This is a genomic window from Lutimonas vermicola, assembly GCF_038433205.1.
Classification (GTDB): Bacteria; Bacteroidota; Bacteroidia; order Flavobacteriales; family Flavobacteriaceae; genus Lutimonas; species Lutimonas vermicola.
Genome location: NZ_JBCDNA010000003.1, coordinates 244,204 through 269,281, shown reverse-complemented (window position 1 = coordinate 269,281; position 25,078 = coordinate 244,204). Strand labels below are relative to the sequence as shown.

The 25,078-nt window shown below is 39.0% G+C and carries 23 protein-coding genes; 18 read left to right on the top strand and 5 right to left on the bottom strand.

Annotated features, from left to right (window positions below; all coding sequences use genetic code 11):
- Positions 1 to 86: 86 nt before the first annotated feature.
- From AABB81_RS13195 to rnpA, 3 genes are read right to left on the bottom strand one after another with little or no spacing between them, the layout of a single operon-like run.
- The gene (locus AABB81_RS13195) at positions 87 to 1,760 is read right to left on the bottom strand and encodes a DUF6909 family protein (RefSeq protein ID WP_342161024.1); all 1,674 of its coding nucleotides are present in this window, start codon (positions 1,758 to 1,760) and stop codon (positions 87 to 89) included.
- Positions 1,747 to 3,390 (bottom strand): S41 family peptidase, encoded by a 1,644-nt coding sequence (locus tag AABB81_RS13190; protein WP_342161023.1) that lies wholly within the window; start codon positions 3,388 to 3,390, stop codon positions 1,747 to 1,749. Before AABB81_RS13190 ends, AABB81_RS13195 begins: the two co-directional genes overlap by 14 nt.
- Positions 3,387 to 3,773: a ribonuclease P protein component gene (gene rnpA, locus AABB81_RS13185; protein ID WP_342161022.1), complete on the bottom strand. Its 387-nt coding sequence runs from the start codon at positions 3,771 to 3,773 to the stop codon at positions 3,387 to 3,389. Before rnpA ends, AABB81_RS13190 begins: the two co-directional genes overlap by 4 nt.
- 107 nt (positions 3,774 to 3,880) lie before the next feature.
- Here rnpA and AABB81_RS13180 point away from each other — a divergent pair, with 107 nt between their 5' ends.
- The 18 genes from AABB81_RS13180 to AABB81_RS13095 all read left to right on the top strand — a co-directional run bounded on the left by AABB81_RS13180 (position 3,881) and on the right by AABB81_RS13095 (position 21,895).
- On the top strand, positions 3,881 to 5,059 hold the full coding sequence (locus AABB81_RS13180; RefSeq protein ID WP_342161021.1) for an acyl-CoA dehydrogenase family protein: 1,179 nt from the start codon (positions 3,881 to 3,883) through the stop codon (positions 5,057 to 5,059).
- Positions 5,060 to 5,109: 50 nt separating this feature from the next.
- Complete coding sequence (locus tag AABB81_RS13175; protein ID WP_342161020.1) at positions 5,110 to 5,907, top strand: membrane or secreted protein; 798 nt, start codon at positions 5,110 to 5,112, stop codon at positions 5,905 to 5,907.
- A gap of 77 nt (positions 5,908 to 5,984) precedes the next feature.
- Positions 5,985 to 7,490: a M61 family metallopeptidase gene (locus AABB81_RS13170; protein WP_342161019.1), complete on the top strand. Its 1,506-nt coding sequence runs from the start codon at positions 5,985 to 5,987 to the stop codon at positions 7,488 to 7,490.
- A 60-nt stretch (positions 7,491 to 7,550) separates the two neighbouring features.
- On the top strand, positions 7,551 to 8,762 hold the full coding sequence (locus AABB81_RS13165) for an NADH:flavin oxidoreductase (RefSeq protein ID WP_342161018.1): 1,212 nt from the start codon (positions 7,551 to 7,553) through the stop codon (positions 8,760 to 8,762).
- 59 nt (positions 8,763 to 8,821) lie between these two features.
- Positions 8,822 to 9,025 carry a hypothetical protein gene (locus AABB81_RS13160; RefSeq protein ID WP_342161017.1) on the top strand — a complete coding sequence of 68 codons (204 nt, stop codon included), beginning with the start codon at positions 8,822 to 8,824 and terminating at the stop codon, positions 9,023 to 9,025.
- A gap of 1 nt (position 9,026) precedes the next feature.
- Complete coding sequence (locus AABB81_RS13155; protein ID WP_342161016.1) at positions 9,027 to 9,536, top strand: GNAT family N-acetyltransferase; 510 nt, start codon at positions 9,027 to 9,029, stop codon at positions 9,534 to 9,536.
- Between the two features lie 35 nt (positions 9,537 to 9,571).
- Positions 9,572 to 10,582, top strand: a complete 1,011-nt coding sequence (gene lpxD, locus AABB81_RS13150) for a UDP-3-O-(3-hydroxymyristoyl)glucosamine N-acyltransferase (protein WP_342161015.1) — start codon at positions 9,572 to 9,574, stop codon at positions 10,580 to 10,582.
- Between the two features lie 15 nt (positions 10,583 to 10,597).
- On the top strand, positions 10,598 to 11,266 hold the full coding sequence (locus tag AABB81_RS13145) for an HAD family hydrolase (RefSeq protein ID WP_342161014.1): 669 nt from the start codon (positions 10,598 to 10,600) through the stop codon (positions 11,264 to 11,266).
- A gap of 58 nt (positions 11,267 to 11,324) precedes the next feature.
- Positions 11,325 to 11,942 carry a hypothetical protein gene (locus AABB81_RS13140; RefSeq protein WP_342161013.1) on the top strand — a complete coding sequence of 206 codons (618 nt, stop codon included), beginning with the start codon at positions 11,325 to 11,327 and terminating at the stop codon, positions 11,940 to 11,942.
- Between the two features lie 92 nt (positions 11,943 to 12,034).
- The gene (locus AABB81_RS13135) at positions 12,035 to 12,523 is read left to right on the top strand and encodes a GyrI-like domain-containing protein (protein WP_342161012.1); all 489 of its coding nucleotides are present in this window, start codon (positions 12,035 to 12,037) and stop codon (positions 12,521 to 12,523) included.
- 102 nt (positions 12,524 to 12,625) lie between these two features.
- Positions 12,626 to 13,588 carry an NAD-dependent epimerase/dehydratase family protein gene (locus AABB81_RS13130; RefSeq protein WP_342161011.1) on the top strand — a complete coding sequence of 321 codons (963 nt, stop codon included), beginning with the start codon at positions 12,626 to 12,628 and terminating at the stop codon, positions 13,586 to 13,588.
- Positions 13,585 to 14,334 carry a DUF1295 domain-containing protein gene (locus tag AABB81_RS13125; protein WP_342161010.1) on the top strand — a complete coding sequence of 250 codons (750 nt, stop codon included), beginning with the start codon at positions 13,585 to 13,587 and terminating at the stop codon, positions 14,332 to 14,334. The genes AABB81_RS13130 and AABB81_RS13125 overlap by 4 nt, the downstream gene beginning before the upstream one ends.
- 16 nt (positions 14,335 to 14,350) lie before the next feature.
- Positions 14,351 to 14,779 carry a DUF4174 domain-containing protein gene (locus AABB81_RS13120; protein WP_342161009.1) on the top strand — a complete coding sequence of 143 codons (429 nt, stop codon included), beginning with the start codon at positions 14,351 to 14,353 and terminating at the stop codon, positions 14,777 to 14,779.
- Between the two features lie 416 nt (positions 14,780 to 15,195).
- Positions 15,196 to 16,563: an FAD-binding oxidoreductase gene (locus AABB81_RS13115; protein ID WP_342161008.1), complete on the top strand. Its 1,368-nt coding sequence runs from the start codon at positions 15,196 to 15,198 to the stop codon at positions 16,561 to 16,563.
- Positions 16,564 to 16,738: 175 nt separating this feature from the next.
- Entirely contained in the window at positions 16,739 to 18,943 is a 2,205-nt protein-coding gene (locus tag AABB81_RS13110; protein ID WP_342161007.1) for a glycoside hydrolase family 3 C-terminal domain-containing protein, read from the top strand.
- 11 nt (positions 18,944 to 18,954) lie between these two features.
- Complete coding sequence (locus AABB81_RS13105; RefSeq protein WP_342161006.1) at positions 18,955 to 20,415, top strand: ADP-ribosylglycohydrolase family protein; 1,461 nt, start codon at positions 18,955 to 18,957, stop codon at positions 20,413 to 20,415.
- 3 nt (positions 20,416 to 20,418) lie between these two features.
- Entirely contained in the window at positions 20,419 to 21,021 is a 603-nt protein-coding gene (locus AABB81_RS13100; RefSeq protein ID WP_342161005.1) for a short chain dehydrogenase, read from the top strand.
- A complete protein-coding gene (locus AABB81_RS13095; RefSeq protein ID WP_342161004.1) occupies positions 21,014 to 21,895 on the top strand; it encodes a polysaccharide deacetylase family protein in 882 nt (293 codons plus the stop codon). The genes AABB81_RS13100 and AABB81_RS13095 overlap by 8 nt, the downstream gene beginning before the upstream one ends.
- 17 nt (positions 21,896 to 21,912) lie before the next feature.
- Here the strand turns inward: AABB81_RS13095 and AABB81_RS13090 are convergent, their stop codons facing one another.
- Together AABB81_RS13090 and recO are read right to left on the bottom strand one after the other, a co-directional pair.
- Complete coding sequence (locus AABB81_RS13090; RefSeq protein ID WP_342161003.1) at positions 21,913 to 24,366, bottom strand: TonB-dependent receptor plug domain-containing protein; 2,454 nt, start codon at positions 24,364 to 24,366, stop codon at positions 21,913 to 21,915.
- Positions 24,353 to 25,078, bottom strand: coding sequence for a DNA repair protein RecO (gene recO, locus AABB81_RS13085; protein WP_342161002.1), 726 nt, complete (start codon positions 25,076 to 25,078; stop codon positions 24,353 to 24,355). The genes AABB81_RS13090 and recO overlap by 14 nt, the downstream gene beginning before the upstream one ends.

Below are 25,078 nucleotides of genomic sequence, written 5' to 3'. Positions count from 1 at the left end.
TTTATGCACACAAAAATACTTTAAAAAATCTACTTAGAATAGATCCTGTTGGTAAATGCTTCTTTGCTCAGGAACGTTGGATTCTTTTAAAAGATCTGCTCCAAAATTTTCTGTGTGATGAGGTAAGTCGGCCTTACGCCTGTAGCGCCCAAACCTCCTGAGGCCAAGGTACTACCCGTCTCCAAAGGGTTGTCCGAAGCGTAATAAGCATATCTTACCTTGATATCTTTTTTTATATTACCCCTTATCTTCGAGGCTGACTGTATGGCCTTCTGATAATGGGCCCCTTCCATTTCAAGCCCAATTACCTTCCATGTAGAATTATAAAAGAATTCCAAAAGATCCCTGTTTTGTAACGAAGTTCCAAGGACGGTAATCATCGACCCTTCATAAACATTGAGTTCCTCATCTTTTAGGTCATCTGCCTTTAATTCGTTTTTGAATGGATAATTATCTGCAGTCCCTTCATAAATATGTGAATTAGGGATCATGATATCACCCTTTTTCCCTTTGAGGATTCCAGCCTTTCCCATTACGGATACCGACTCGATATTTAAATGTATTTTTTCTCCTGAACGCAGTTCATAGGGTTTCAATAATTCATCCAATGTCTCGTAGGCTTGTTCCCCAAAGGCATAATCCATGACAATAATAACGGGTCTCACATCTTTACAATGGTTTAATTCATAGATGGTTTTATCAAGATCTATCTTTTCTGTATCAATAATCTGAACATCTATATTGGCACCGGTTGTATCTTTGATGAAGGTCAACCCTTTTTTTGCGGCTCCTTTTTTGATGATCTTCCTCAATTCCTTGTTTTCCGAATTACCAATCAATTCAAACAGGGCTATACCCTTATTGTTCCCTGCCTCTTCTTTAAGGAACATAGGAGCATAAATTGAATTCATTACGCTATGCATATTAGCACTGATCACATGAATTGGCCTCTCAAATAAGTTTCTTTTGAAAAGTTCATTTTTGATATTGACAGCCCAGCTTTCTCCCGAAATATGATGCCCGATGCGCTCTCTTAAAATTGGGCTAAAAGTAATTTCGTGTTTTTTGTCTTCCAGGATCCCGTTAAGGGCCAGTTTACCCATCCAATAGATAACCTGAAAAAACCTGTTTGGAGCTTGAGCCGTAGCAAAATTGGTGTCTGTTCTTTGAATCTCCTCATAACTTCTCCCTAAAAATGTAGACAAATGAGCAATAAGAACCTCTCTCTCATTTTTGTTGATTTTTTTATTCGTCAAGACAACTTCCTCGAGATGCTTCCATTCCCTTATTGTATGGCCCTCATCATTGATCAACACCTTATTCGCAATCTTTTTGGCCTCAATAAACATAAAAGTGAGGTGGGTCAAGATATCATAAATATCAGACCTGCCCCTGGTAATTTCAATCGTCATCTGATCACGGTCAATTCGATAACAATTCCTCCTTCGCTTAGCGGGTACAATTTTTTTAAAATGGGATTCTCTTAATCCTTCATCAGCTGTTAGGTTAATAAAACGGCATTCGGCTATGCCTTCAGGCAATCTGTCTATGATATAAAGCAGTCCTTCAAGTTCGGTAATATCCTCTCCGATAGAACCGTAGATCTCGGGTTGTAAAATCAAAAGTTCATTGATGAGCGTATTTCCGGATACACCCATTGGTTTGTAAAATCCCCTGATGAATAAATGCCGCATGGTGATATATATCCTCTCAATGGCATTTGTCGAGATCTGAGCCCTTGTTCTTTTAATTTTTTCCATCCATTAAAATACTTCTATAGTGTTCGTCATTTTCAAGAACGGATATAGCCTCTTTTATAAAAGGGCTAAACGCTATATGATTTTGATACTCCCCTTTCTTAAAATAATACCGGTTAATGATCTCGTCGCTGAGCACTTCCTTTATATTTTCCTTGTTCTTGTTTAATTCTTCTATTTTTTGCTGCTGCAATTGCTCAGAGAGGTTTTTATAGGAAGATTGAATTCCTTCAGAAAGGTTTTCATCTTTTGAAAGATCGAATGCCGCTTCAAATTTCTTCTCAGTTTTAGTTTGAAAATTTGAATTTCCTTCCAGCAAAAAAGACATAAATTGATCGTATTCCTTGTCTTCGAAGATAAATGTATCAGGGCTTGCCAGGCTTTGATTCCGATAAAAATAATCAGAAGCAAAGTTGAAAATTGCGTCCGACCTGAACAATGCCTTGGTTGATTCGGTTAAGGCCGGTTTTTTTATCTCAATATCAGGTAAAATACCGCCTCCGTCATAAACCGTTCTGCCATTCTTGGTCTTAAAAGCATTTCTGTTTTCTTTTGCAAATTTTGGGACATCATCACCATCCCGATGGGTGTAATCAAGCTCCTGAATATTTCTTCCGCTTGGGGTGTAATACTTCGAAATTGTCAATTTTAGTTTGGTTCCATAAGTAAGGTTTCTGTACCGCTGCACCAAGCCTTTACCAAATGATCTTTCACCAAGAATAACTGCACGGTCAAGGTCCTGTAACGATCCTGCCACGATCTCAGAAGCAGAGGCCGACTTCCCGTCGATAAGCACAACTATTGGTATCTCCAAATCAATAGGCTCATGATTGGTTCGGTATACCTCACTCCATTTTTTTAATTTCGCCTTTGTGCTCACTACAACTTCATTTTTAGGAACAAAGAAGTTTGTAATATTGATGGCTTCATTCAATAGGCCTCCGGGATTACCCCTAAGGTCCAGAATGAGTTTATTCATTCCCTTTTCCTTCAAATCAACAAAAGCTGATTTTATTGATGAAGACGCCTTATTGTTGAATTTATTAAACGCTATATAGCCTATTTCGGGGCTAACCATTTGAAAATGTGGAACGGGATCAACGATTATTTTTTCCCTGGTAACTGTAAAAGAAAGTTCTTTGTTTTGTCTTTTGATGACAAGTTTCACGGTACTTTGGGGTACGCCCTTTAACAAGGTTGAAATTCGGTCGTTATCGTAATCATTGACAAAGATATCATCAATCTTTATGATTTCATCTCCAACTTTGATTCCCTGTTCCTCTGCGGAGTACCCTTCATAAACCTCAGCAATGACTAGTTTATTATCGTAGTATCTCGATTCGGCACCGATACCGCTGTATTCACCTGAAGAATTGATCTTGACCTCCTCAACCCCTTGTTCGTCATAATATCTTGTATAAGGGTCGAGATCATTCAATATTTCATTGATGGCCTTTTCGGTCAATTCAGCCGGATTGATCTCATCTATATAATAAAGGTTCAGTTCTTTAAATAACGTCGTATAAATTTCCATTTGTTTTGCCACCTCGAAAAAATCCGATTTAAATGCCAATAAAAACGTACTCATTATTACGAGGCTGAAAATAACCACAGTGTTTTTAATTCTTTTCATACCGCCTGAGATTTTTGCCTTTGGAGAAATTTTTGAAGCAATTGATTCATTTTAACTTCCATTTGTTTATATGTTACTTCGCTTTTCGCTTGATATATAAACATAATAATATGCTTTTTAGTATCCTCATTATTGTAAATCAAATATTTATTTTTTCTGTAAGATTCACGCATCAGCCTTTTAATTCGATTTCTTTCAACTGCTTTCTTAAAATTTCTTTTAGATACTGATACTCCGGCTTGTATCTTACATGGGGAGTCATGATCATATTCCAGGTAGATCATTTTTAAAGGGAATACTGAAGTGGACTTGCCTGAAGCAAATAATTCTGCTATTAGGTTTTTCTTTTTAAGCTTTTCCTGCTTTCCAAAAGTATTGCGCATCCAGACAAAGTTAAACATTTATTTTTTATGTATTTTAAAGTTTATGTGCCTTGTTTTTATCAACCCAATAATTGTAACTTTGCTTTAATAACAAAATAATAAAACATATGTCTGCAGATCTATTTCAAGCCCCTGATTACTTTCTTCTTGATGACCTGTTAACTGAAGAGCACAAACTGGTTAGGGATGCTTGCAGGGATTGGGTAAAAAGAGAAGTTTCTCCAATCATTGAAGATGCCGCTCAGGAGGCAAAATTCCCAAATCATTTGTTAAGCGGCTTAGCTGAAATCGGCGCTTTTGGTCCTTATATTCCAGAGGAGTATGGGGGTGCCGGATTAGATCAAATATCATACGGACTCATCATGCAGGAGATTGAAAGGGGAGATTCCGGTATTCGATCAACTGCTTCTGTTCAATCATCCCTGGTGATGTATCCCATTTGGAAATATGGGGATGAAGCTCAGAAATCCAAATTTCTCCCGAAACTGGCATCTGGTGAAATGATAGGCTGTTTTGGCCTTACAGAACCCAACCACGGGTCAAACCCTGGAGGAATGGAGACAAAATACAAAGATATGGGAGACCATTACTTACTGAATGGAGCGAAATTATGGATCTCCAATTCACCTTTTGCAGATATTGCGATAGTTTGGGCGAAGAACGAGGATGGAAGGATACACGGCTTGATTGTAGAAAGAGGAATGAAAGGGTTTACAACTCCTGAGACACACCATAAATGGTCTTTAAGAGCCTCTGCCACAGGAGAATTGATCTTCGACAATGTCAAGGTTCCAAAGGAAAATCTTTTACCCAATAAAAGCGGATTGGGTGCGCCTCTGGGTTGCCTTGATTCTGCAAGATATGGTATTGCATGGGGAGTTATAGGGGCTGCGATGGATTGTTATGATACCGCTCTTCGATATGCCAAAGAAAGAACTCAATTCGGGAAACCAATAGCCGGTTTTCAGTTACAACAGAAAAAGCTGGCCGAAATGATTACCGAAATTACCAAGGCCCAGTTACTTACCTGGAGACTGGGTGTGCTTCGAAATGAAAACAGAGCCACTTCTGCACAGATTTCAATGGCTAAGAGAAATAATGTCGCCATGGCATTGAACATAGCCCGTGAAGCTCGTCAGGTTTTAGGAGCCATGGGAATCACAGGCGATTATTCGATTATGAGACATATGATGAATTTGGAATCTGTGATCACTTATGAAGGTACACATGACATCCATTTGCTTATTACAGGAATGGATATCACAGGTATTCCGGCTTTTACATAAATTTACAAAAGCTGTTTTGAGATCACCGAATTATCCTAATTCATCAACTAATGAAAAATTTAATTTACTTACCTTTCTTTCTACTGAATTTTTTGATAGTAAAAGACGGGGTGCATATTCCTTCACACAACATTGTATCGGAAGTCAAAATTCCGGATAACGGACCTGATGTTTCAACGGATTTACAGGGAGCATGGACCAGTTATGAAATCAATGAAAAAGGTGAAAAAATAACCATTACCACCATTGTTATGGACGGATACCTGGCCGAATCATTTTACAATGAAAACACCAGGGAATTCATACGAACATTTGGTGGCTCCTGGAACGTGGAGAAAAATGTGTTTACATTGACCCTTGAATTCTCTTCGGCTGACAGTTCGAAAGTAGGAAATGTGAAAGAACTTGTTTTTGATCTCAAAGGCGATACGATCACATTTGAAGGCAGCGATAAGGTATGGACCAGAATCGATGATGGTCAAAACGGTGAATTGAAAGGAGCCTGGTTGATAACAGGCAGAAAACGAGATGGTACCCTTACAAGAAGAGCACCCGGAGATCGCAAAACCATGAAAATTTTATCCGGGTCCAGATTTCAATGGATCGCATATAATACGGCGACCGGTAAATTTTTTGGAACAGGCGGAGGCACCTATACCGCTCAAAATGGCAACTATACCGAAAATATAGAATTCTTTTCCAGAGACAGGAATCGTGTTGGGGCAACATTATCCTTTCACTATGAAATCAAAGAAAACGAATGGCATCACAGCGGCCTGAGTTCAAAAGGCGATCCAATCTACGAAATCTGGAGTCCGAGGATCATGCCTTTGAACATGAATGAATAATTCTCATGAATTAATTTGTGTAACTAATAATAGTGATAAGTCGTCCAATGGCTGTAACCTAATTTATTATTATACAAATGTTCAAATCAGTTGCCCTCTTAAAGATTCCTTGTTGTTTTTTAATTATTCATCTCTTTAGCTCCCTGACAGCTACCTCACAAAATAGACCCGTCCCGGCCTCTTATACAATACAGATTGACAAAGACAGTCCAAAAATTGCTTTTGTAGAATGTGTTTTGGAAGTTCAAGACAGTTTATTGTTTATGAGTGACACCGGGGCAAATCAGTTTCCATCAAGGTGGGCTGCTTTTATTCACCATCTTGAAGCGAAAACATTAGATGAACGTAGAATAGAGATTGATACTTTAACCGGAGCTCAATGGAAGATTCACAGTCCAAACGGGTCTAAGGTACGGTTGACATATGAAGTACACCTGGATCATGAAAATTATAAATGGAGTGGTGGTGTTGACGGAGCTGCATATGCAAGAGATTGGGGGGTTTTTTACACCGGGCGAAGCCTTTTTGTTATGAGCAATGCTAGAAAAGAAAACATTAAAGTGAATTTTATTATTCCAAACGAGTGGAAGGTTTCAACACCCTGGAAACCATCGAACAACAATGGACTTGAATACATAACTTTTAATAAAACCGAATTATCAGACAGTATGTTTTTTGCAGGAATTCATGAAGAATTTATCATCAAACGCGGTGATTTTGAGTTGGTTTTTGCTTTTGGCGGTGAGGAAATCCTCGCACAGAAAAAATCATTTATGGATATGGCAGAAGACGTCCTGGATTATTATATTGAACTTATGGGGGGCGTGCCAAACCCGTCTCCTGATAATCCTTTTAAAAAGGCCATAGTCATCATGAATTCTTCCTCCATAACTGACGGTGAGGTCATCGGGAACAATATCAGTATCCTCTTGGAAAAAGATGGAGATGAGATGTCGCAATTGCTTGGCAGGTTTATATTTGCACATGAGTTTTTTCATCTTTGGAACGGCAAATCTTTTGCACCTGAAGGTGATGATTGTGAGTGGTTTAAAGAAGGTATTACGAATTATTATACCCTTAAGTCACTATTTCATATCGGTTATTTAAACGAACAGGCTTTCCTGAAGGTCCTAAATGAATTCTTTTATAAACGTTATCACAATGACGATGGTGTTGGGCGACTATCCATGACACAAGGTGAGGAGAAACACGATCATTGGGGCCTGATCTATTGTGGAGGGTTTTTTACAGGTATTGCTCAGGATATGATTATCCGTTCTTCGACAGACAATGAAAAGAGTATTGATGATGTGATGAGAACATTGTTCAAAAAATACGGCGGAACCGATATGGGATATAGCCTGGAAGAGTTGCAATTTCTCATGTCTAAGGCCAGCGGAAGTGATCAAACTGAATTCTTCGAAACCTATGTAAAAGGAGTTAAAAGGATTCCCCTGGCTGATTATTTAAATTTGGGCGGCTTCAGTGCGACAGAAGAAAATGGGGAGATTTTAATTGTGGTTAAGGAAAACAGGAATGCTATGGAAAAGCAGATGAACGAAGGATTGTTTGGCGTAAAATAAATTCAAATTTCTTGATTGTTTTTAAGGCTTCCTTTACTTTAGCATCACACTATTAAGCCAATGAGCAAAAAGACATCAATCAATAATACAATAGAAAGGGCCTTTACCAATAAAAGATTAGGCACTTCATCTCTAAAGCTCAACAACTGTTTTATCAAGTCTGCAACCTATGAAGGCATGTATGACAATGACGGTGTTCCCAATCAAAAGCTTATTACACATCATGTTGAGCTGGCAAAAAATGGTGTTGGCTTAACTACCGTTTCGTATGGTGCTGTATCTAAAGAGGGCAAAACCTTTGCAAATCAAATGCACATCAATGCGGAAAGTCTGAAAGCCTTAAAAAAGTTGACTGAGAAAGTACATGATCAGGGAGGAAAGGTGTCTATGCAATTAACCCATTGCGGTTATTTTTCGAAAAACAAAAAAGTCAAAAAACTCCTTGCTCCAAGTAATCTATTTAACGCCTATGGGTTCTTTTCGGGTCTCGGGTTTGCAAAGGCCATGAGCCAAAATGATCTTGAAAAAGTTAAAGAAGATTTTGTGAGGTCAGCGCTCTCTCTAAAATCGATTGGTTTTGACGCCTTGGAGATTCATATGGGTCATGGCTATTTACTAAGCCAATTTTTAAGCCCTTTGACTAATAAAAGAACCGATAAGTATGGGGGGAGTATCAACAATAGATTGCGATTCCCTTTAGAATTAGTACAAAATGTGATAGACGCAGTTGGACCGGAATTTCCTGTACTTATTAAATTAAATCTGGATGACGGCCTGAAAGGAGGGTTCTCGATCGAAGATTGTGCGCATGTATCCAAACAACTTGAAGCTATTGGTTGTGCTGCTCTTGTATTAAGCGGAGGATTTACCAGCAAATCGCCTTTTTATCTCATGCGTGGTGAAGTTCCTTTAAAAGGAATGATAGACAACGCTTCTTCATGGGCAGAAAAAATAACCATGATGGTATTTGGCCCATTGATCATTAAAAAATACCCGTTTCACCCAAATTTTTTTCTTGAAAAGGCCCTCATGATCAGGCAGGCTGTAAAAATGGACCTGGTATATCTGGGAGGAGTGGATTCACGCGAAGGAATCGCACAAATTTTAAATTCAGGGTTCAATTTTATCGCTATGGCCCGTCCTCTTATTCACGACCCGGAATTCCTTAAAAAAATCAAGGATGGTAGTATTGACAAAAGTTTATGCAATAGGTGCAATGAATGTATAGTTGAAATGGACCGTAAAGGCATAAAATGTACTCTTAGCCAATAGCATAACTTAAATTATTAAATTAGTGATCGATTAAAAATCCCTCAAAAAACAGTTTAAAAATGGTATACAGTGAATTTTTAGCCGACAGGGTAAGGCAAAGACTGATTCATAAAGGCCCTGTTATAGAAAAGAAAATGATGAGTGGCCTTATTTTTATGGTCAATGAAAAGATGTGTATAGGAATTGATATCGACAAAGATACTGACATGGATTTTTGGGTAAGAAAAGCATTGGAATTCAACGAAATGATCGTAAAAAAATAAGATGAATATTATTTTTAAAAAAGCCTCTCATTCTGAACTGCCTGATGCTTTGAAATTCTTTAAACTAGCCAGTTTGGCTCTGCAAGAAAAAAAAGTTAATCAATGGGATTATTGGCAAAATCCGCCAAAAGATAAAATCGACTGGGTTCAGGAAGGTTTTGAAAATAATGAATTTTACTTTGTGTTTGACCTGTCAGGAAATAAAATAGCAATGTTCAGGCTCCTTGAAACAGACACCTTGTATTGGGAAGAAAAAGGCCTGGAAAATGATGTGAGATATGTTCATTCCCTGGTCGTGCTCCCATCTTTTGGAGGCAAGGGGGTGGGAAAGGCAGTAATGCTTAAAATTATTGAACAGCTAAAACAAGAGAACATAAAAAAATTCCGTTTGGATTGCAACGCCTCTAACCTGAGATTATGTCAGTATTATGAAAGTTATGGTTTTCAAAAAGTCGGTGAGAAAATCACCAAATACTCGGTTAATAATTTATACGAATTGTCGCTGGGTTAAATCATCGGCTGAAAATAAATTCTTATCTTTTATCTATGGAAAATATAGTTAAATCGTATCCTGTTCAAGAGCTCTGCAATTTGCTAAACGGAAATCTTATCGGTTACACAGATCAGTTAATCACCGAACCAGAACACATAGAATCAGCCAAACCAAGCTCTATTACCTTTATAGGTCATAAAAAATATATCTCGCTTTGGCAGAAATCCAAGGCTTCAGCCGCCATTGTGGATCGTTCCCTGAAACTTAAAGACCCCGGGGTAAACAGGGCGTTTATTGAAGTTGAAAATGCTGATTTAGCGATGGCAGAATTACTGGATTTATATACTCCTGCAGCAATCAAATTAGCGGAGGGCATCCATCCGTCGGCTGTGGTTGACACTTCAGCGTCGATCGATTCAGGTGTCTCCATAGGAGCCAATTCGTATATAGGTGCACATGTCAAAATTGGCTCAAATACGATAGTATATCCAAACGTGACCATTCTTGACCATGTTGAAATAGGAAGCCACAGTGTCGTTAAATCAGGAACCGTTATTGGCGAGAGGTGCATCATTGGTCATGAATGTATCCTGCATTCCAATGTAAGTATAGGCACAGATGGTTTTGGATTCAGGCCCGGTCCTGATGGCAGAGGCATTGTCAAAATAACACATATAGGAAATGTAGTCATAGGTAATCAGGTTGAAATTGGTTCTTCGAGTTGTATTGACAGGGGCAAATTCAGTTCAACCACAATAGGTGACGGCACTAAAATTGATAATTTAGTACAAATAGCCCATAATTGTAAAATTGGAAGGGCATGCATGATTGCAGCCCTCTGTGGTATTTCAGGATCAGTTACTTTGGGTGATGGCGTAATTATGGCGGGCCAGGCAGCAATTAAAGACCATATCAATGTTGGAAATGGCGTGACTATAGGAGGCAGATCAGGGATAATGAATGATATTCCTGATGGAATGACCATCCTCGGCTATCCTGCCATTGAAGCTAAAGAAACCTTAAGGCAATGGGCTGTTTTAAGGAGGTTGGCTAAAAAAAGATAACTAAAATTTCTAGTTTTGAAAATTGAAAGAGCGGATATAAAGACTACGGACGCCTTATTATTTGACATGGATGGTACCCTTTGGGATGCCGTGGAAACCTATACCCAGGCTTGGAACACCTATTTTAAAAAAATCAAATTGAACAAACTGCTCAGCAAGACGGACCTCGATCATTTAATGGGTCTGGAAGAGCATAAATTTCTTGAGGCGGTACTTCCTGAATTTACGGCTGACCAGCGGGCCCTGAGTTATAAAAAAGTCGTTGAGATCCAGTATGACCTCATTGATCAACAAGGAGGCAAGATCTATGAGGGAGTGCTTAAATACATTCCTTTGCTCAGTGAAAAATATAAACTGTTTATCATAAGTAATTGCCCAAAGTACACCATTGATCACTTTGTAAAATTTGCAAAAATCAATCCTTATATTCTTGACTCAATCTCTCACGGGCAAAACTATAAGGCAAAATACCAAAATATGAACAGGCTTATCGAAAAGTATAATTTAAGAAGTCCGGTTTATATTGGAGATACAAATTCGGATATGATTCAAAGTCGCAAAGCGGGGATTCCTTTTATATTTATGTCTTATGGCTTTGGAGATTGTGCTCGCGCCGATAAGACTTTTGCTTCATTTGAAGATTTCGCGATCTATTATCTGGGTGAAAAAAATGATAATAATTGATATCTTTAAGCATTAAATATGTTGTTTGTATAATCTGTTTTCCAAACCACAACGATCAATGATGACCAAAATTTTGACATATTTCATCTGCTTTAGCTTCTTGTTTGTCTCTTGTAAAAAAAGTATTGATACAACGAAAGAAGCGGAGGCTGCTGCAGCGAAAGACAGCATTCACCTAAAAAGTGAAGAGTCAGAAATCAAAACCAAATTTGTTCCGCAATCCACAGATGAACAAACGGCTCAAAACATCAAAACCTTTTTGACGCAAGATTATTTAAAGGACGATCTGTCGTTTTTACAGCCCGTTGACAGAAAGTTTCAATTCTATAAAATCGACCTTAACGACGATGGTAATGAAGAGATTTTTGTGCGTTTATCCGGCCCCTATTTTTGTGGCTCAGGGGGATGTACATTTTTGCTTTTGGATAAATACGGAGCGATTATTACGAAATTCACGGTCACCCGGGCACCTATCTTTGTAGAACCTTCAAAAGTAAACGGGTGGTCTCTTTTGCTGGTAAAAGATGCAGGTGTCTTTAAACAGCTGACCTTTGCTCAGGGCACCTATCCTTCAAATCCGTCGGTGCTTCCAAAGGCCCCTTATGATGCTCCAAGCGGCCATGCTCAGGTAATGTTTGATAATGATTTGTATGTGTCTAAAACCTTTGATTTCTAGATGATTCATTTATTTCTATCTGTTTTGGTATGATCAATACAACTATATTTACGCTATGGGTGAGATGAAAAATTTTAACAAATATCCTTGGTATGTTTAAAGGTATCATACATCTTGAAGAAAAGAAACTCTGCGGGCTTTCTCAACGAATGTCAATGCTTAACAACACAACTGAACAACTTTGGCGAACTTTTATGCCCCTTCGCAAACATATTACTGATATAAAAAGTCAGGAATTGATTTCAATGCAGGTATATGATAATAAATCAAATGCTGATAATTTTAAAGCCTCAACAGAATTTACAAAATGGGCAGCAGTTGAAGTAAGCGATCTTAAAAACCTGCCTGAAGGCCTGTTCCCTTATGTGCTTCAGGGCGGACTCTACGCCGTCTTTCTTCACAAAGGAACTCCAGAACAATTTAAAATCACATTTGAGTATATTTTCCGGCAATGGTTTCCAAATTCAGGTTATAAGCTTGATCACAGGGAGCATTTTGAATTATTGCCCGAAAACTACAGGCCGGACGATCCGGAGGCCATTGAGGAGATTTGGATTCCTGTTGTATCAAAAGGAGCATAACAGACATCAATACGATCCCAGAAGAAAAGATCCATGGCCATAACAACCTAAACGAGATTGGGTTCAAAATTAAATAAAGAGCAGTCATTGAAAAATATAAAGATGATATCCATAACAGGGGGAACCGGGCATTTGGGGATCAACCTCATCCAGGCCCTTCTTGAACAGAATTTTCTGGTAAAAGCCTTGATCAGACATTCATCTTTTCCTTTGTCTCATCCAAATTTAACCTGGATTCAAGGTGATCTGAACAATCTGGAAATCTTAGCCCGTTTGACTGACCAAAGCGATGCCATTATCCATTGTGCCAGTGCCATCTCCCTTGGTGAAATCGATCATGAATCTATATACGAAGTGAATGTAACAGGGACCCAAAACCTATTGAATGCCTGTCTCGACAAGCCCATTCGTTTAGCATACATCAGCTCTTCTACAGCTGTGGAAGACCCTTTGGAAGATGAAGTTTTTGATGAAAATCGCCCATACAGATCAGACAAATCCTTTTATTACGCCTGGACAAAGGCCCAGGGAGAAATAGAAGTTTTACAAAGGGTCAAAAATAATAACTTAGATGCCTATATTATCAGACCAACGGCTATTGTTGGGCCCGAAGATCCGGGGCCTTCCAGGTTTGGACGTACCATCCTTGATATTCACCTGGGAAAGTTACCCTTTATAACCGATGGCGGCTATAATATGGTCGATGTAAGAGATCTTTCACAAACCATTATCAATAGCCTTTTAAGGGCAAAAAAGGGTTCCATTTATCTTACTGGTGGTCAGTACATCAATTTAAAGAAGCTCGCAAAAATGGCACACTCAACGAAGACTCCCTTGCTCTTACCGCTTAAGCTGTTGATTGGGTTACTGCCCTTCATCGAATTGTATGATAGGTTTTTTAAACTGAAGTGGCCTGTAAACAAGGAAAGTTTAAATGCTTTAAAGTATGCTCCCAAAAAGATGAACTCCTCAAAAGCCGTCAAAGAACTTGGGCATAACAACCGGGCAATCGAAAATAGTATAGAGGATCTTATTAAGTGGTTTGCTAAAAATAAAATAACATGAATGAAGAAACACTGAATATGATTTGTATAGTCTGGGCTGCTATAGGAATAGCCTCTTTTATTTTATTGCAATTTGTCACGGCCCCCTATGGCAGACATGTAAAAAAAGGATGGGGTCCTCAAATTTCAAACAGGCTTGGCTGGATCGTCATGGAGGCTCCTTCATTTTTAATCATCCTCTATTTTTATATGACCTCAGATCAAAGTGTGTATGCCGGTACCCTGTCTTTATTATGGTTAGTTCATTATCTGAACAGAACTTTTATATACCCTTTCAGGATCAGGACTCAGGGAAAAATGATGCCTTTGGTGATTGTGGGTTCAGCTATTTTCTTTAACTGCATCAATGCGGGACTGAACGGTTATTTTCTCGCACATTTCGAATCGTATACGATCCATTCTTTTTATCAATGGAATTTTATTTTGGGTGCGATGCTTTTCGTTTCGGGGTTTATCATCAATCAAAAAAGTGATCATATGCTCATCAACCTTAGAAAACAAGGAGAAACCGGCTATAAGATTCCCTCTGGTTTTTTATTTAATTATCTGTCATGCCCAAATCTATTCGGGGAATTGATTCAATGGTCTGGATTTGCACTTATGGCCTGGAATTTACCAGCCCTTACTTTTTTAGTGTGGACCTTTGCCAACCTTATTCCCAGGGCAATAGGACATCATCGCTGGTACAGAAACCAATTCGAGAATTATCCTGTCGACAGAAAAGCTGTAATTCCCGGAATATTGTAATCAAATACTTGAAATCATGTCAAATTTTAAACTCCCTTTACTATTAATACTACTCTTAAACATCTCAACAATCATGGGGCAACAGATATCAGACTATCAATGGAAAAACAGACTGGTTGTTCTCCTGACTGATTCGCAAGACAGTCAAATGTATCAATTACAGTTAAAAGATTTAAAAACTGATCTTCAGGGACTAAAAGAAAGAAAAATTCTTGTCATTACTTTGACTCCAAATTATCAAATAACCGGCATTGACAATGGGATAGAACAGAAAGCTGTCCTGAATTTTAAGAAACTCAAAAAAGAAACTGACGGTTTTGAAGTAATACTGGTAGGTCTGGATGGATATGTAAAACTGCAACAATCAAAACTCCTTACGCATCAAGAATTATTTGCCCAAATAGATCGTATGCCCATGCGTCGCGATGAAATCAAAAAAAACTAGCATCCAATTTAGATTGTCATATCACGCGTGTTTAAGAAGAGGAAAAAATAAATTCTTATCTTACAACTAATAAAAAATCTTAAACGAATCATATTGCCATGCGATTATAGATGGACATTCGCAGCGTTTCTTCCGAATATTTTTTCGTTTAAGGATGGTCTAACTGCCTATATGCAGAACCTGGCACTGACGAGTTAAGGCGATATTCATAAAGAAGGGTATGTAATTATTGGAAACTCGTTTGGCATTCTGCCCTCTGAGCTCAAAAGGGATGATTACAATTTGTACAGTATTGTCTATGAACTATTTGTACTATTAATTGATCTAAATATTACATTAAAGTATTTGCTTTACCTGTAATTTTAAAGGATCCAATGATGAATCAATTTAATTAAACTAAAATAAATATCAAACTTATGGAAGCCAAATTTGAAGAATTTAAAGCTCAGATTCGGGGAGAAGTAATTCTTCCTGATCATGAAAATTATCATGAATCCAGAAAAGTGTATAACGGGATGATCGATAAGCGCCCAGGAATGATTGTAAAATGCGTTGACGCTGCCGATGTGATGTCTTGCGTTAATTATGGACGTGAAAATGATCTTTTAGTAGCCGTAAGAGGTGGGGGACACAATGGTGGTGGTCTTGGAATATGTGACGGAGGAATGGTTATTGATCTTTCCGGAATCAAATTTATTCGTGTAAATACAGCCGATAGTACCGTAAGGGTAGGAGGTGGAAATCTGTGGGGAGAAGTTGATCACGCCACACATCCATTTGGTCTGGCCGTGCCCGCAGGAATTATTTCGACTACCGGGGTCGGAGGCTTGACTTTAGGTGGCGGTGTGGGTCATTTATCAAGAAAATACGGACTCACTATTGATAATTTGCTTGAGGCTGATATGGTTTTGGCCGATGGTTCATTTGTTACTGTTAACGCCTCACAGCATCCCGATCTGTATTGGGCCATCCGTGGTGGTGGTGGAAATTTCGGTATTGTAACTTCTTTTAAATTTCAGGCGCATCCTGTTAAAACGGTTATTGGTGGCCCTACACTTTGGCCCGTGGAACAAACCGAAGAAATAATGGAATGGTACCATGACTTTATACATAATGCTGATGAAAACCTAAATGGTTTTGTTGCCACTATGATCATTCCGGGCCCGCCTTTTCCAGAACACCTTCATCTTAAAAAATTCTGTGGAATCGTATGGTGCTATGTTGGTGATCCTGCAAAATTTGATGAGCTTTTCAAACCAGTATTGGATAAAAACCCATTATTTGCACATGTTGGGGAAATGCCATATCCTTCGGTTCAAACCTTATTTGATGGATTGCTACCTCCTGGAATGCAATGGTACTGGCGAGCTGACTTCTTTACTGAACTCGGACCAGAAGCAAGAGCAGAACACAAAAAATTCGGTTCCAGCATTCCAACACCTCTTTCACAGATGCATCTGTATCCAATCAGCGGGGCGGCAAGCAGACCGAGTATAACAGATACACCATGGGCATATAGAGATGCAAAATATGCAGGTGTCTTTGTAGGCGTAGATCCTGATCCGGGAAATGCCGAAAAGCTCACTAACTGGGCCAAGAGCTATCAGGAAGCACTGCATCCATATTCTTCGGGTGGTGCCTACACCAACTTTATGATGGATGAAGGTCAGGAAAGAGTTCGCGACAGTTACAGGCAAAATTATGACCGGCTTGTAGAAATTAAAACTAAATATGATCCGGGAAACCTCTTTAGGGTAAATCAAAATATTAAACCTAAAAATTAAACAAAGTATTGCCAGAATAAAGCTTTTTATTTGGCTCGAAAAGGGGATTCGTACTGAAATGTTGAATCCTCTTTTTAATTTGATCTCCTTTTTGGTATTTCTTCTTATCCTGTGACTTATTGATTGGTCCTTTTAAAATCACATTCTTTATCTTTGTGTTTCTAAATCAACCTAAATGAATTTTCTCTCCGTTAAACCCCTTTTTCATTGGGCCCTGACACTTTTATTGACAACTAGTTTCTTTCTTTCCCATGCTCAGGAAGGATCTTTTAAAGATCCCAAATTACCTGCTGAAGATCGCATTGCACTGCTTCTGGATCAGATGACCTTAGAAGAAAAAATCTCTCAAATGGTGAATAGTTCAAAAGGTATAGAACGATTGGGTATTCTCCCCTATGATTGGTGGAACGAAGCGCTGCATGGGGTAGGCAGATCAGGTAATGCCACTATTTTTCCGCAAGCCATTGGTATGGCAGCAACCTTTGACAAAAATTTGTTGTATCGTGTATCGACTGCTATTTCTGATGAAGCCAGAGCCATGTTCAATGCGTCTCAAAAAGCAGGAAATTACAGACGTTATACGGGGCTTAGCTTCTGGACTCCAAATGTGAATATATTCAGGGATCCTCGCTGGGGTCGCGGACAAGAGACTTATGGTGAAGATCCGTTTTTAACAGGAATACTGGGCGCTTCTTTTGTAAAGGGCCTTCAGGGAGACCATCCGACTTATTTAAAAACCGCGGCTTGTGCCAAACATTTTGCGGTGCACAGTGGCCCCGAAAAGCTGAGGCATGAATTTAACGCAAAAGTGAGTCAAAAAGATCTATACGAAACTTATTTACCCGCTTTTGAACAGTTGGTTGCGTCAAATGTGGAGTCGGTGATGTGTGCCTATAACAGGGTAAATGATGAAGTTTGTTGCGGAAGCAATACCCTTCTCACTGAACTGTTGATTGACAAATGGAATTTTCAGGGACATATCCTTACCGATTGTGGCGCCCTGACCGACTTTTATTCCGAAATCGGTCACGGAGTTGCATCAAACAGCACTCAAGCCGCTGCTTTGGCTTTAAAAAGTGGTGTGAGCCTGAATTGCGGAAATACTTTTTCTTCGCTTCTTGAAGCTCTGGAACTAGGGCTGATCAAGGAGTCGGATATTGACGATCAGTTGTCCAAACTGCTTAAGACCCGTTTTAAACTAGGCCTTTTTGATCCACCGGAAATGAATCCTTATAATAAAATTCCTTCTGAAGTAATAGACAGTAAAAAACATAGAGACCTTGCATATGAGACAGCTGTAAAGTCAATGGTCTTACTCAAGAATAATGGCGTCTTGCCTCTAAAAAACAACTTACAGCGTTATTATGTTGTGGGGCCCAATGCCGCCTCAATAGATGCTTTGCTTGGAAATTATTTTGGTGTTAATTCACAAATTGTAACCTTTCTCGAGGGTATTAGTTCAAGGGTTGCTCTTGGAAGCCAGGTGCAATACAGCCCTGGCACTACGCTTGACCGGCCAAACATTAATCCTGCCGACTGGAGTACAGGAGAAGCCGCAGAGGCCGATGCCAACATTGTTGTCATGGGTTTGACCCGCCACATTGAAGGAGAAGAAGGAGAATCAATTTCCTCTCCCTATTCCGGCGACAGGCTGGATTATAATATTCCACAGAATCAAATGGATTATTTAAAAAAAATTAAAGGAGATCATGGCAAACCCGTGATTGTCATTATAACCGGTGGTTGCCCTATGAACCTTTCAGAAGTTCATGACATTGCAGATGCTGTCCTTTTTGCATGGTATCCGGGTGAAGAAGGCGGAAATGCTGCAGCTGATATTTTATTCGGCCATGTCTCTCCTTCGGGAAGACTTCCCATTACTTTTCCAAAGAGCCTTGATCAGTTGCCTGCTTATGAAGATTATTCTATGAAAGGAAGAACCTACAGATATATGACTCAGGAGCCTATGTATCCTTTTGGATATGGATTAAGCTATGCGAAGTTTATGTATTCAGGCCTGAAACTGTCAAAAGAAAAAATCAGAAAAAAAGAAAATACAACGCTCTATTGTACGGTAAAAAACAGTTCTGAAGTTGACGGAGATGAAATCGTCCAGCTCTATATTTCTGCAAATAATAAAGATATCGAAAGCCCTTTATTCTCGCTGAAAGCAGTGGAACGAATCAGCCTGAAAGCAGGAGAAAGTAAAACGATGACGTTTGATATCAGTCCTGAAATGCTTTCGCTGATCAATGAAAATGGAGAAAAAGTTCAATACAAAGGCTCGTTCCAGATTTTTGCCTCGGGCAGCCTTCCGACCGAGAGAAGCAGAAACCTGGGAGCAGAAATTGGCCTAAACATAAAACTTGATGTAAATTAATGCGATTCACTATGTATCAGATTCTTGATGGCATACGCATCCCGATGAAAAAATTAAGCACATTTTTAGTTGTTTTTGGCATCTTGGCCATTCATGCCTGCAAGACAGAAAAGAACCTTGAAATCGATATTGAAACCCCTGTCGTTATAAAAGATTCAACGCTTATCTATACGTCTTATGAACCTAAAGAAACCGACCGCATACTGTCAAGAGCCTCTTATAAAAATCGGTTATATGGATTTTGGCTTGGACAATGCATAGCCAACTGGACCGGTTTGGTAACCGAAATGGACAAGATTGGTAATATAGGCCCTATTAAAACAGGTGATTTTTACACCCGTCATGATTGGAATAAGCCTGATCAGCCAAGCATTTGGGGTGAGGGAGTCCCTAGCAATTTGTCTCCCACAATAGATTTTGTAGTCATGGGTGAAGATAGTATTTGGGGCGCGGATGACGATACTGATATAGAGTATATGTATCAACACCTTCTGTATACGAATAGAGCCACAATACTAAGTCCTGAACAGATTCGTGATGGCTGGTTAAAACATATTTGGGTAGAGGAAGAAAACTTTTTATGGGTATCAAATCAAAAAGCGCTCGACTTGATGCTGAAGGGACTTCTCCCGCCTGAAACAAGTCATCCTGATCATAACGAGAATTATATGATGATTGACGCTCAACTTACGAATGAAATATTTGGCTTCTTTGCTCCAACACGCCCTGATATTGCCCTTAAAATGGCTTACCTGCCAATCAGGACCACTGCTCGGGAAGAAGCAGCCAGGATCTCTGAATTTTATGTTGAGATGTATGCCTTGGCTTCTTATGAAGATCAGGAATTGACTTTAAAACAAAAGGTCCATTGGATGGCTGATGAAGCCAGGAAAAGACTTCCCGATTCTTCATATCCTGCAAAAATGTTTGATTTTGTCAAAAGTCAATATGAAGCAGGGCTATCTTGGGAAGATACTCGGGACAATGTTTACCAAAGATATCAGGTAGAACAAAAAGACGGATATAACATCACGTCAAAAAACCTGTATTGTAATGGTTGTTTTGCTGCCGGAATCAATTATGCTGCAAGTATCATTAGTTTGCTTTATGGGGAGGGTGACATTGTTGAAACCATAAAAATCGGAGCTCTGACAGGATGGGATTCCGATAATCCGACAGCCACCTGGGGAGGCCTGCTTGGATTTATGATTGGTAAAGAAGGTATTGAAAATGCATTTGGTCAAAAGTTCTCTGATCGATTCAATATTCACAGAACGAGACAAAATTTTCCAAATAATGGTATTGATAACTTCGATAGCATGGCCGAAAAAGGAGTGTATATCGTTGATCGTGTTGTCCAGGAATTAATGAACGGCGGCGTTGATCTTCAAAAAAATATATGGTATATTCCAATCCCTGAAAACGATTTGACTGTGGAATCATCTAAAACGAATTTAAAATCATCACCATAACATATGAAAATTCTGGTCATAGGAGGTAACGGTATCATAGGGAAACGGGTAGTTTCCCACCTCAGCGAAAAACACGACGTGCTTGTTGCAGGCAGAAAGTCTGGAGATTATACAGTTGATATAACGAATGCTGACTCCATTCGTAAACTTTTAGGGTCTATACCCTCTCTTGACTCTATTATATGTGTAGCAGGAGAAGCCAAATGGGACGACTTCAAAGATTTAAGCGAAGAAGATTATTATATTGGCATAAGAAGTAAATTAATGGGACAAGTCAACCTTGTTCGCATTGGCCAGGATTATTTAAAATCAAAAGGATCCATAACATTGTCTACAGGAATACTCGCAGATGACCCGGTAATAAAAACAACGAGCGCTGCCTTAGTCAATGGTGCCATTCATAGTTTTGTAAAAGCTGTTTCTCTGGAAATCGAAAATGAATTGAGGGTGAATGCAGTTTCATTGGGTGTTGTTGAAGATGCTTATAATAAATACAAAGATTTTTTCCCCGGACACAATCCTGTTCCAATGATAAAAGTGGTCAATGCATATGTGCGAAGCGTTGAAGGAAGAACTAATGGAGAAATCATAAGGGTGTATGAGTAAAGCAGAACAATTACTCCAGGCACTGGGTTATGACAATGGCCAAAAACTTCTGATGATTCACGCTGATGATGCTGGCTTGTCACATTCCGAAAACCAAGCCACAATAGACGCACTTAAAAGAGGGTTGGTCAACTCTTATAGTATAATGGTTCCCTGCCCGTGGTTTTATGAAATCGCAGAATTCGCGCTCAAATACCCAAATTTTGATTGCGGCGTTCACCTTACCCTGACGTGTGAATGGAATTCTTATAAATTTGGTCCCGTTTTGGGTCAAAAAGAAGTTCCAAGCCTGGTCGATGCTCAGGGCTATTTTTTTAAATCCAGGAATGAGGTTTTGAACAAAGCCAAACCAGACGAGCTAAAAAAAGAATTATGCGCGCAAATTGACAGGGCTATTTCTTTTGGGCTTAAGCCTTCTCACCTGGATTCTCATATGTATACACTTGGGGCCTCTCATGAGTTTTTAGCCTTGTATCGGGAAGTAGGAAAACTATATCAATTGCCGGTAATGCTTAATTCGAAATTGATCACTGAAGTTTCAGGAAATAAGACGGCAGAGACAGCTCTTGAAAATGAAGTCATGATCGATCATCTTTATTTGGGGAATTTTAAAGATTTTGAGAATGGAAGACTGTCAGATTATTATGCAAATTCTTTAAAAAAATTGCAGCCGGGTTTAAACATGATACTCATTCACACGGCTTATGACAATCATGAAATGAGGGCAATCACAAAAAACCACCCAAATTTTGGCGCGGCATGGAGACAAATTGATTTCGACTTCTTTACCAGTGATCAATGTGAAAACCTTATAAAGGAACAAAAGATTCAAATGGTTTCATGGACAGCAATAAAAAACCTGATCTATCCTTAAATATTTTGTGCTTTTCCTTAAAAAGATCCGATTAATGTAAGTGAAAAATTCCTGCCCGGAGCACTTATAGCTGAGGCAAACTCTTTGTAATGATGATCCATAATATTATCAACATTGATCAAAACATCGAGGAATTTTGATGTCTTAATTCTCATAAAATAGTTCAACGTATACCACGAAGGACTTCCATAATACGCCTGTTCAGCATCTACATACGGGGTTTGTTCTATGTTGTCAATGCCCTCTGAAATATTATAGTCTCCGGCTTTTTTCCTGCCGTTGAAGACCACGTTTATTCCTGATTCAATTCTGTTCCGCACGTAATCTAACTCCAGCATTCCAAAAAGTGGTGGAACCGAAGATAATGGTTCATCAGTGTCATAGGCCGAACCTCTTGTATACGTAAGTGAAGCCCGTGCATTCCAGGTATTGGTCAGCTGGGATCTAAAAGTCATGGTACCCCCAAACAGGAAGGCATTTCCCTTATTAACATTTGCCACTACGTTCGCCATTTCCCCGTCATAAATGATCTGAGAATTCCCGTTCAGTTCAAACGGCCCCCTTACGATATAGTTGTCGAGCAAGGTATAATACGTTGCCAGGCCTATATATGTTTTCTTCTCATCAAAATACTTGATAAATCCTGCTTCAAAGTTATAAGCATATTCTGGTTTTAGGTCAACATTGGGCACGGTAACGTCTCCGTTTTTTTCCCTGACCTTGCCAATGTCGTCAATATTCGGAGACCTGAAACCCGATGATACAACGCCGTTTAATTGCCAGTTCGGGTTTGGCCTAAAGGTATACCCGGCAGTTATAGTAACTGAGGTGTTCATGGATTCTATTTCAGTTTCATCAAGTTTTACATACGTTGTGTCAATCCATTTTGCAGTAAGCATCGTATTGGTAATTCTAAGGCCGGTATTCAAGGTAGATTTTTTGCCTAAATCCTGCCGGTAGCTGGCATAAACTGCAGAACTTAAATAACTGCTGCCTCCATCGGGGTATCGCGTTTGAACGGCATAATTATCCTTAACACCAATGATGCTGTTGCCAACCACATCAAGTGTTTCACCTTTTGAAGTTGAGTTTACATCATTATAAGCCACTTCAAATCCATAACCAAAATTTCGGTTACGGTCTTCATTAACGTTTTTCGTAAAATCGCCATTAAGACTAAATACCTGTACTTTTTCAATTTGTGAGGATCTGTCAAAGGTTCCGAACTTTCGTTCAATACGCGATTCTTTGATTTGCTGATAAGCCGCTGTAAAAAGTCCCTTATCCATCCATTTTTTATTCGATTTTATGTTGTATTGTGTCGAGAATAAAAGCCTGTCCTGGGGTCCGTAATACCATTCTGCAAATCTCAGTTTCCCGTCACGCCTTTCTGTAAGCTTGTCGAATCGGTTGATCCTGGATGAAGTGCTGTATTGGAGGTTAAACATCAATTCATGGCCATCCTTAAAAGGAAAAAGCAATTTTTGCAAAAAATCTGTTTGCTGATAACCAATATTGCGTTGAACAGAAGGGTCAGAATTAAGCACCGGATCGGCATTGTAATAGGTGTCCGTGTTGTCTGAAACTTCCAGCTGAAGCCCCCAGTTTTCAAATCCATGGGGCCTTAGTTCTCCCATTCTCAGATCTCCAAAATTACTATGTGAAATGCTTGTGAATGAAGCGATTTTTTCAAATTGCAACTCAACAGCCGCATTGGCAGTTTTTTCTTCATTAACGGTACTATAACGTGCTAATAATTCCAGATTCACATTATTCCTTTCTGAAACCTTTGGTTTCCGTGTGTAGTAATGTATCACTCCTCCCAAGGCATCAGATCCATAAATTACTGAGGAAGGACCAAAAATAACTTCAGTTTTCTCCAGCATGCTGGGCGATACGGTAATAGAATTTTGCAAATGTCCTTTTCTGTAAATGGCATTATTCATTCTCACCCCGTCCACCACAAGCAGAATGCGATTGGCCTCCATTCCTCTTAATATCGGGCTTCCGCCCCCAAATTGGGTTTTCTGCACCTTGACTCCCGGTATTTTAGCGAGCATATCAGCAGAGGTTTGTGGAACTGCATTTTGAATGTCCTTAATTGAAAAAACAGCTACTTCCTCGGCAATTCTTTTTCGTTCCACATCTTGTTTGGCACCTGATAAATAGACCTCCTTGAGCAGCTCAGACTTGAATTGCAGATATACCGTTGTAAAATCCCTTTTAATGTGTTTTTTGATCAATTCCATCTCAACATAACTCACATGCCTGAAAGTTATGAGTTCCATTTCACCAAAATTGCTTAGGTCGAGGATTCCATTTCTATCAGAAGTGGCTGATTTGGATTGATTTTCATTGATCACCTGTACATTGGGAATAGGCAATTCAGAGTCCTTGTCAACTATAACACATTTTTGCCCATACGAAAAATGCCCAATAAGGACAATTAAAACTGCATTAAGAAATTTCATTAAAGACCTCTTTTAATACTTTTAGTGATCGTGGCTTTTTAAATCCCGGTAAATGAAGTTCGTAATATTCCAAAAGTATATCGAGTACAACTTGTCTGTTTTCCGAATTCCATTTCAGTCCTTCCATATGATCAAATTTTATGCCGATTAACGATTTAAACAGAATTAATTTTTGATTACTTAAAAAGTGTCTTGTGGGCTTAGAGGCGCAAAAGCAACCTTCTTCAAGGTCAAAGAACAAAGCATCCATGTAGGTCACATCGGGGTAAAAACCCAAAAACTTTGTCAATTGCAACAGAAAAAGAAGGTGAAAATTCGCAAAAGCATGGTGATGATCCAACCATTTCAAAGAGTTCTCAATATATTGAAATTGAACAGTATTCTGTTCTTCCTCTTTTAAAGCGTAAGATAAGACCTCTGCTAAAAACAAGGCAATTGACTGCTTGTATATATCTGTAGCAAGTGTCTGATAGAGATAAGATACTCTTACCTCAGTGATCTTGTTAAGATTACCTTTGTTGTTATGAACAGCCGTAATATCCAGCTGGCTTAATGGCTGGAAATACCCTGTCTTGAGTTTTTTGCTCTTCGTTCTGAAAATACTTCTGAGCAAATAAGATTTAACCCCCTCCTCCGTAAGGCATTTCACGATAAGATCCGCATCTCCATATTTTAGGGAAGTCAATACAATTGCCTTGGTTTTGATCAACAT

Coding starts and splice junctions, on each gene's coding strand:
- AABB81_RS13195 (WP_342161024.1), bottom strand. CDS start 1,760: ATGGAAAAAATTAAAAGAACAAGGGCTCAGATCTCGACAAATGCCATT.
- AABB81_RS13130 (WP_342161011.1), top strand. CDS start 12,626: ATGATATCCATAACAGGGGGAACCGGGCATTTGGGGATCAACCTCATC.
- lpxD (WP_342161015.1), top strand. CDS start 9,572: ATGGAAAATATAGTTAAATCGTATCCTGTTCAAGAGCTCTGCAATTTG.
- rnpA (WP_342161022.1), bottom strand. CDS start 3,773: ATGCGCAATACTTTTGGAAAGCAGGAAAAGCTTAAAAAGAAAAACCTA.
- AABB81_RS13175 (WP_342161020.1), top strand. CDS start 5,110: ATGAAAAATTTAATTTACTTACCTTTCTTTCTACTGAATTTTTTGATA.
- AABB81_RS13090 (WP_342161003.1), bottom strand. CDS start 24,366: ATGAAATTTCTTAATGCAGTTTTAATTGTCCTTATTGGGCATTTTTCG.
- AABB81_RS13095 (WP_342161004.1), top strand. CDS start 21,014: ATGAGTAAAGCAGAACAATTACTCCAGGCACTGGGTTATGACAATGGC.
- AABB81_RS13140 (WP_342161013.1), top strand. CDS start 11,325: ATGATGACCAAAATTTTGACATATTTCATCTGCTTTAGCTTCTTGTTT.
- AABB81_RS13110 (WP_342161007.1), top strand. CDS start 16,739: ATGAATTTTCTCTCCGTTAAACCCCTTTTTCATTGGGCCCTGACACTT.
- AABB81_RS13100 (WP_342161005.1), top strand. CDS start 20,419: ATGAAAATTCTGGTCATAGGAGGTAACGGTATCATAGGGAAACGGGTA.
- AABB81_RS13135 (WP_342161012.1), top strand. CDS start 12,035: ATGTTTAAAGGTATCATACATCTTGAAGAAAAGAAACTCTGCGGGCTT.
- AABB81_RS13170 (WP_342161019.1), top strand. CDS start 5,985: ATGTTCAAATCAGTTGCCCTCTTAAAGATTCCTTGTTGTTTTTTAATT.
- AABB81_RS13120 (WP_342161009.1), top strand. CDS start 14,351: ATGTCAAATTTTAAACTCCCTTTACTATTAATACTACTCTTAAACATC.
- recO (WP_342161002.1), bottom strand. CDS start 25,078: ATGTTGATCAAAACCAAGGCAATTGTATTGACTTCCCTAAAATATGGA.
- AABB81_RS13155 (WP_342161016.1), top strand. CDS start 9,027: ATGAATATTATTTTTAAAAAAGCCTCTCATTCTGAACTGCCTGATGCT.
- AABB81_RS13165 (WP_342161018.1), top strand. CDS start 7,551: ATGAGCAAAAAGACATCAATCAATAATACAATAGAAAGGGCCTTTACC.
- AABB81_RS13180 (WP_342161021.1), top strand. CDS start 3,881: ATGTCTGCAGATCTATTTCAAGCCCCTGATTACTTTCTTCTTGATGAC.
- AABB81_RS13105 (WP_342161006.1), top strand. CDS start 18,955: ATGTATCAGATTCTTGATGGCATACGCATCCCGATGAAAAAATTAAGC.
- AABB81_RS13190 (WP_342161023.1), bottom strand. CDS start 3,390: ATGAAAAGAATTAAAAACACTGTGGTTATTTTCAGCCTCGTAATAATG.
- AABB81_RS13125 (WP_342161010.1), top strand. CDS start 13,585: ATGAATGAAGAAACACTGAATATGATTTGTATAGTCTGGGCTGCTATA.
- AABB81_RS13115 (WP_342161008.1), top strand. CDS start 15,196: ATGGAAGCCAAATTTGAAGAATTTAAAGCTCAGATTCGGGGAGAAGTA.
- AABB81_RS13160 (WP_342161017.1), top strand. CDS start 8,822: ATGGTATACAGTGAATTTTTAGCCGACAGGGTAAGGCAAAGACTGATT.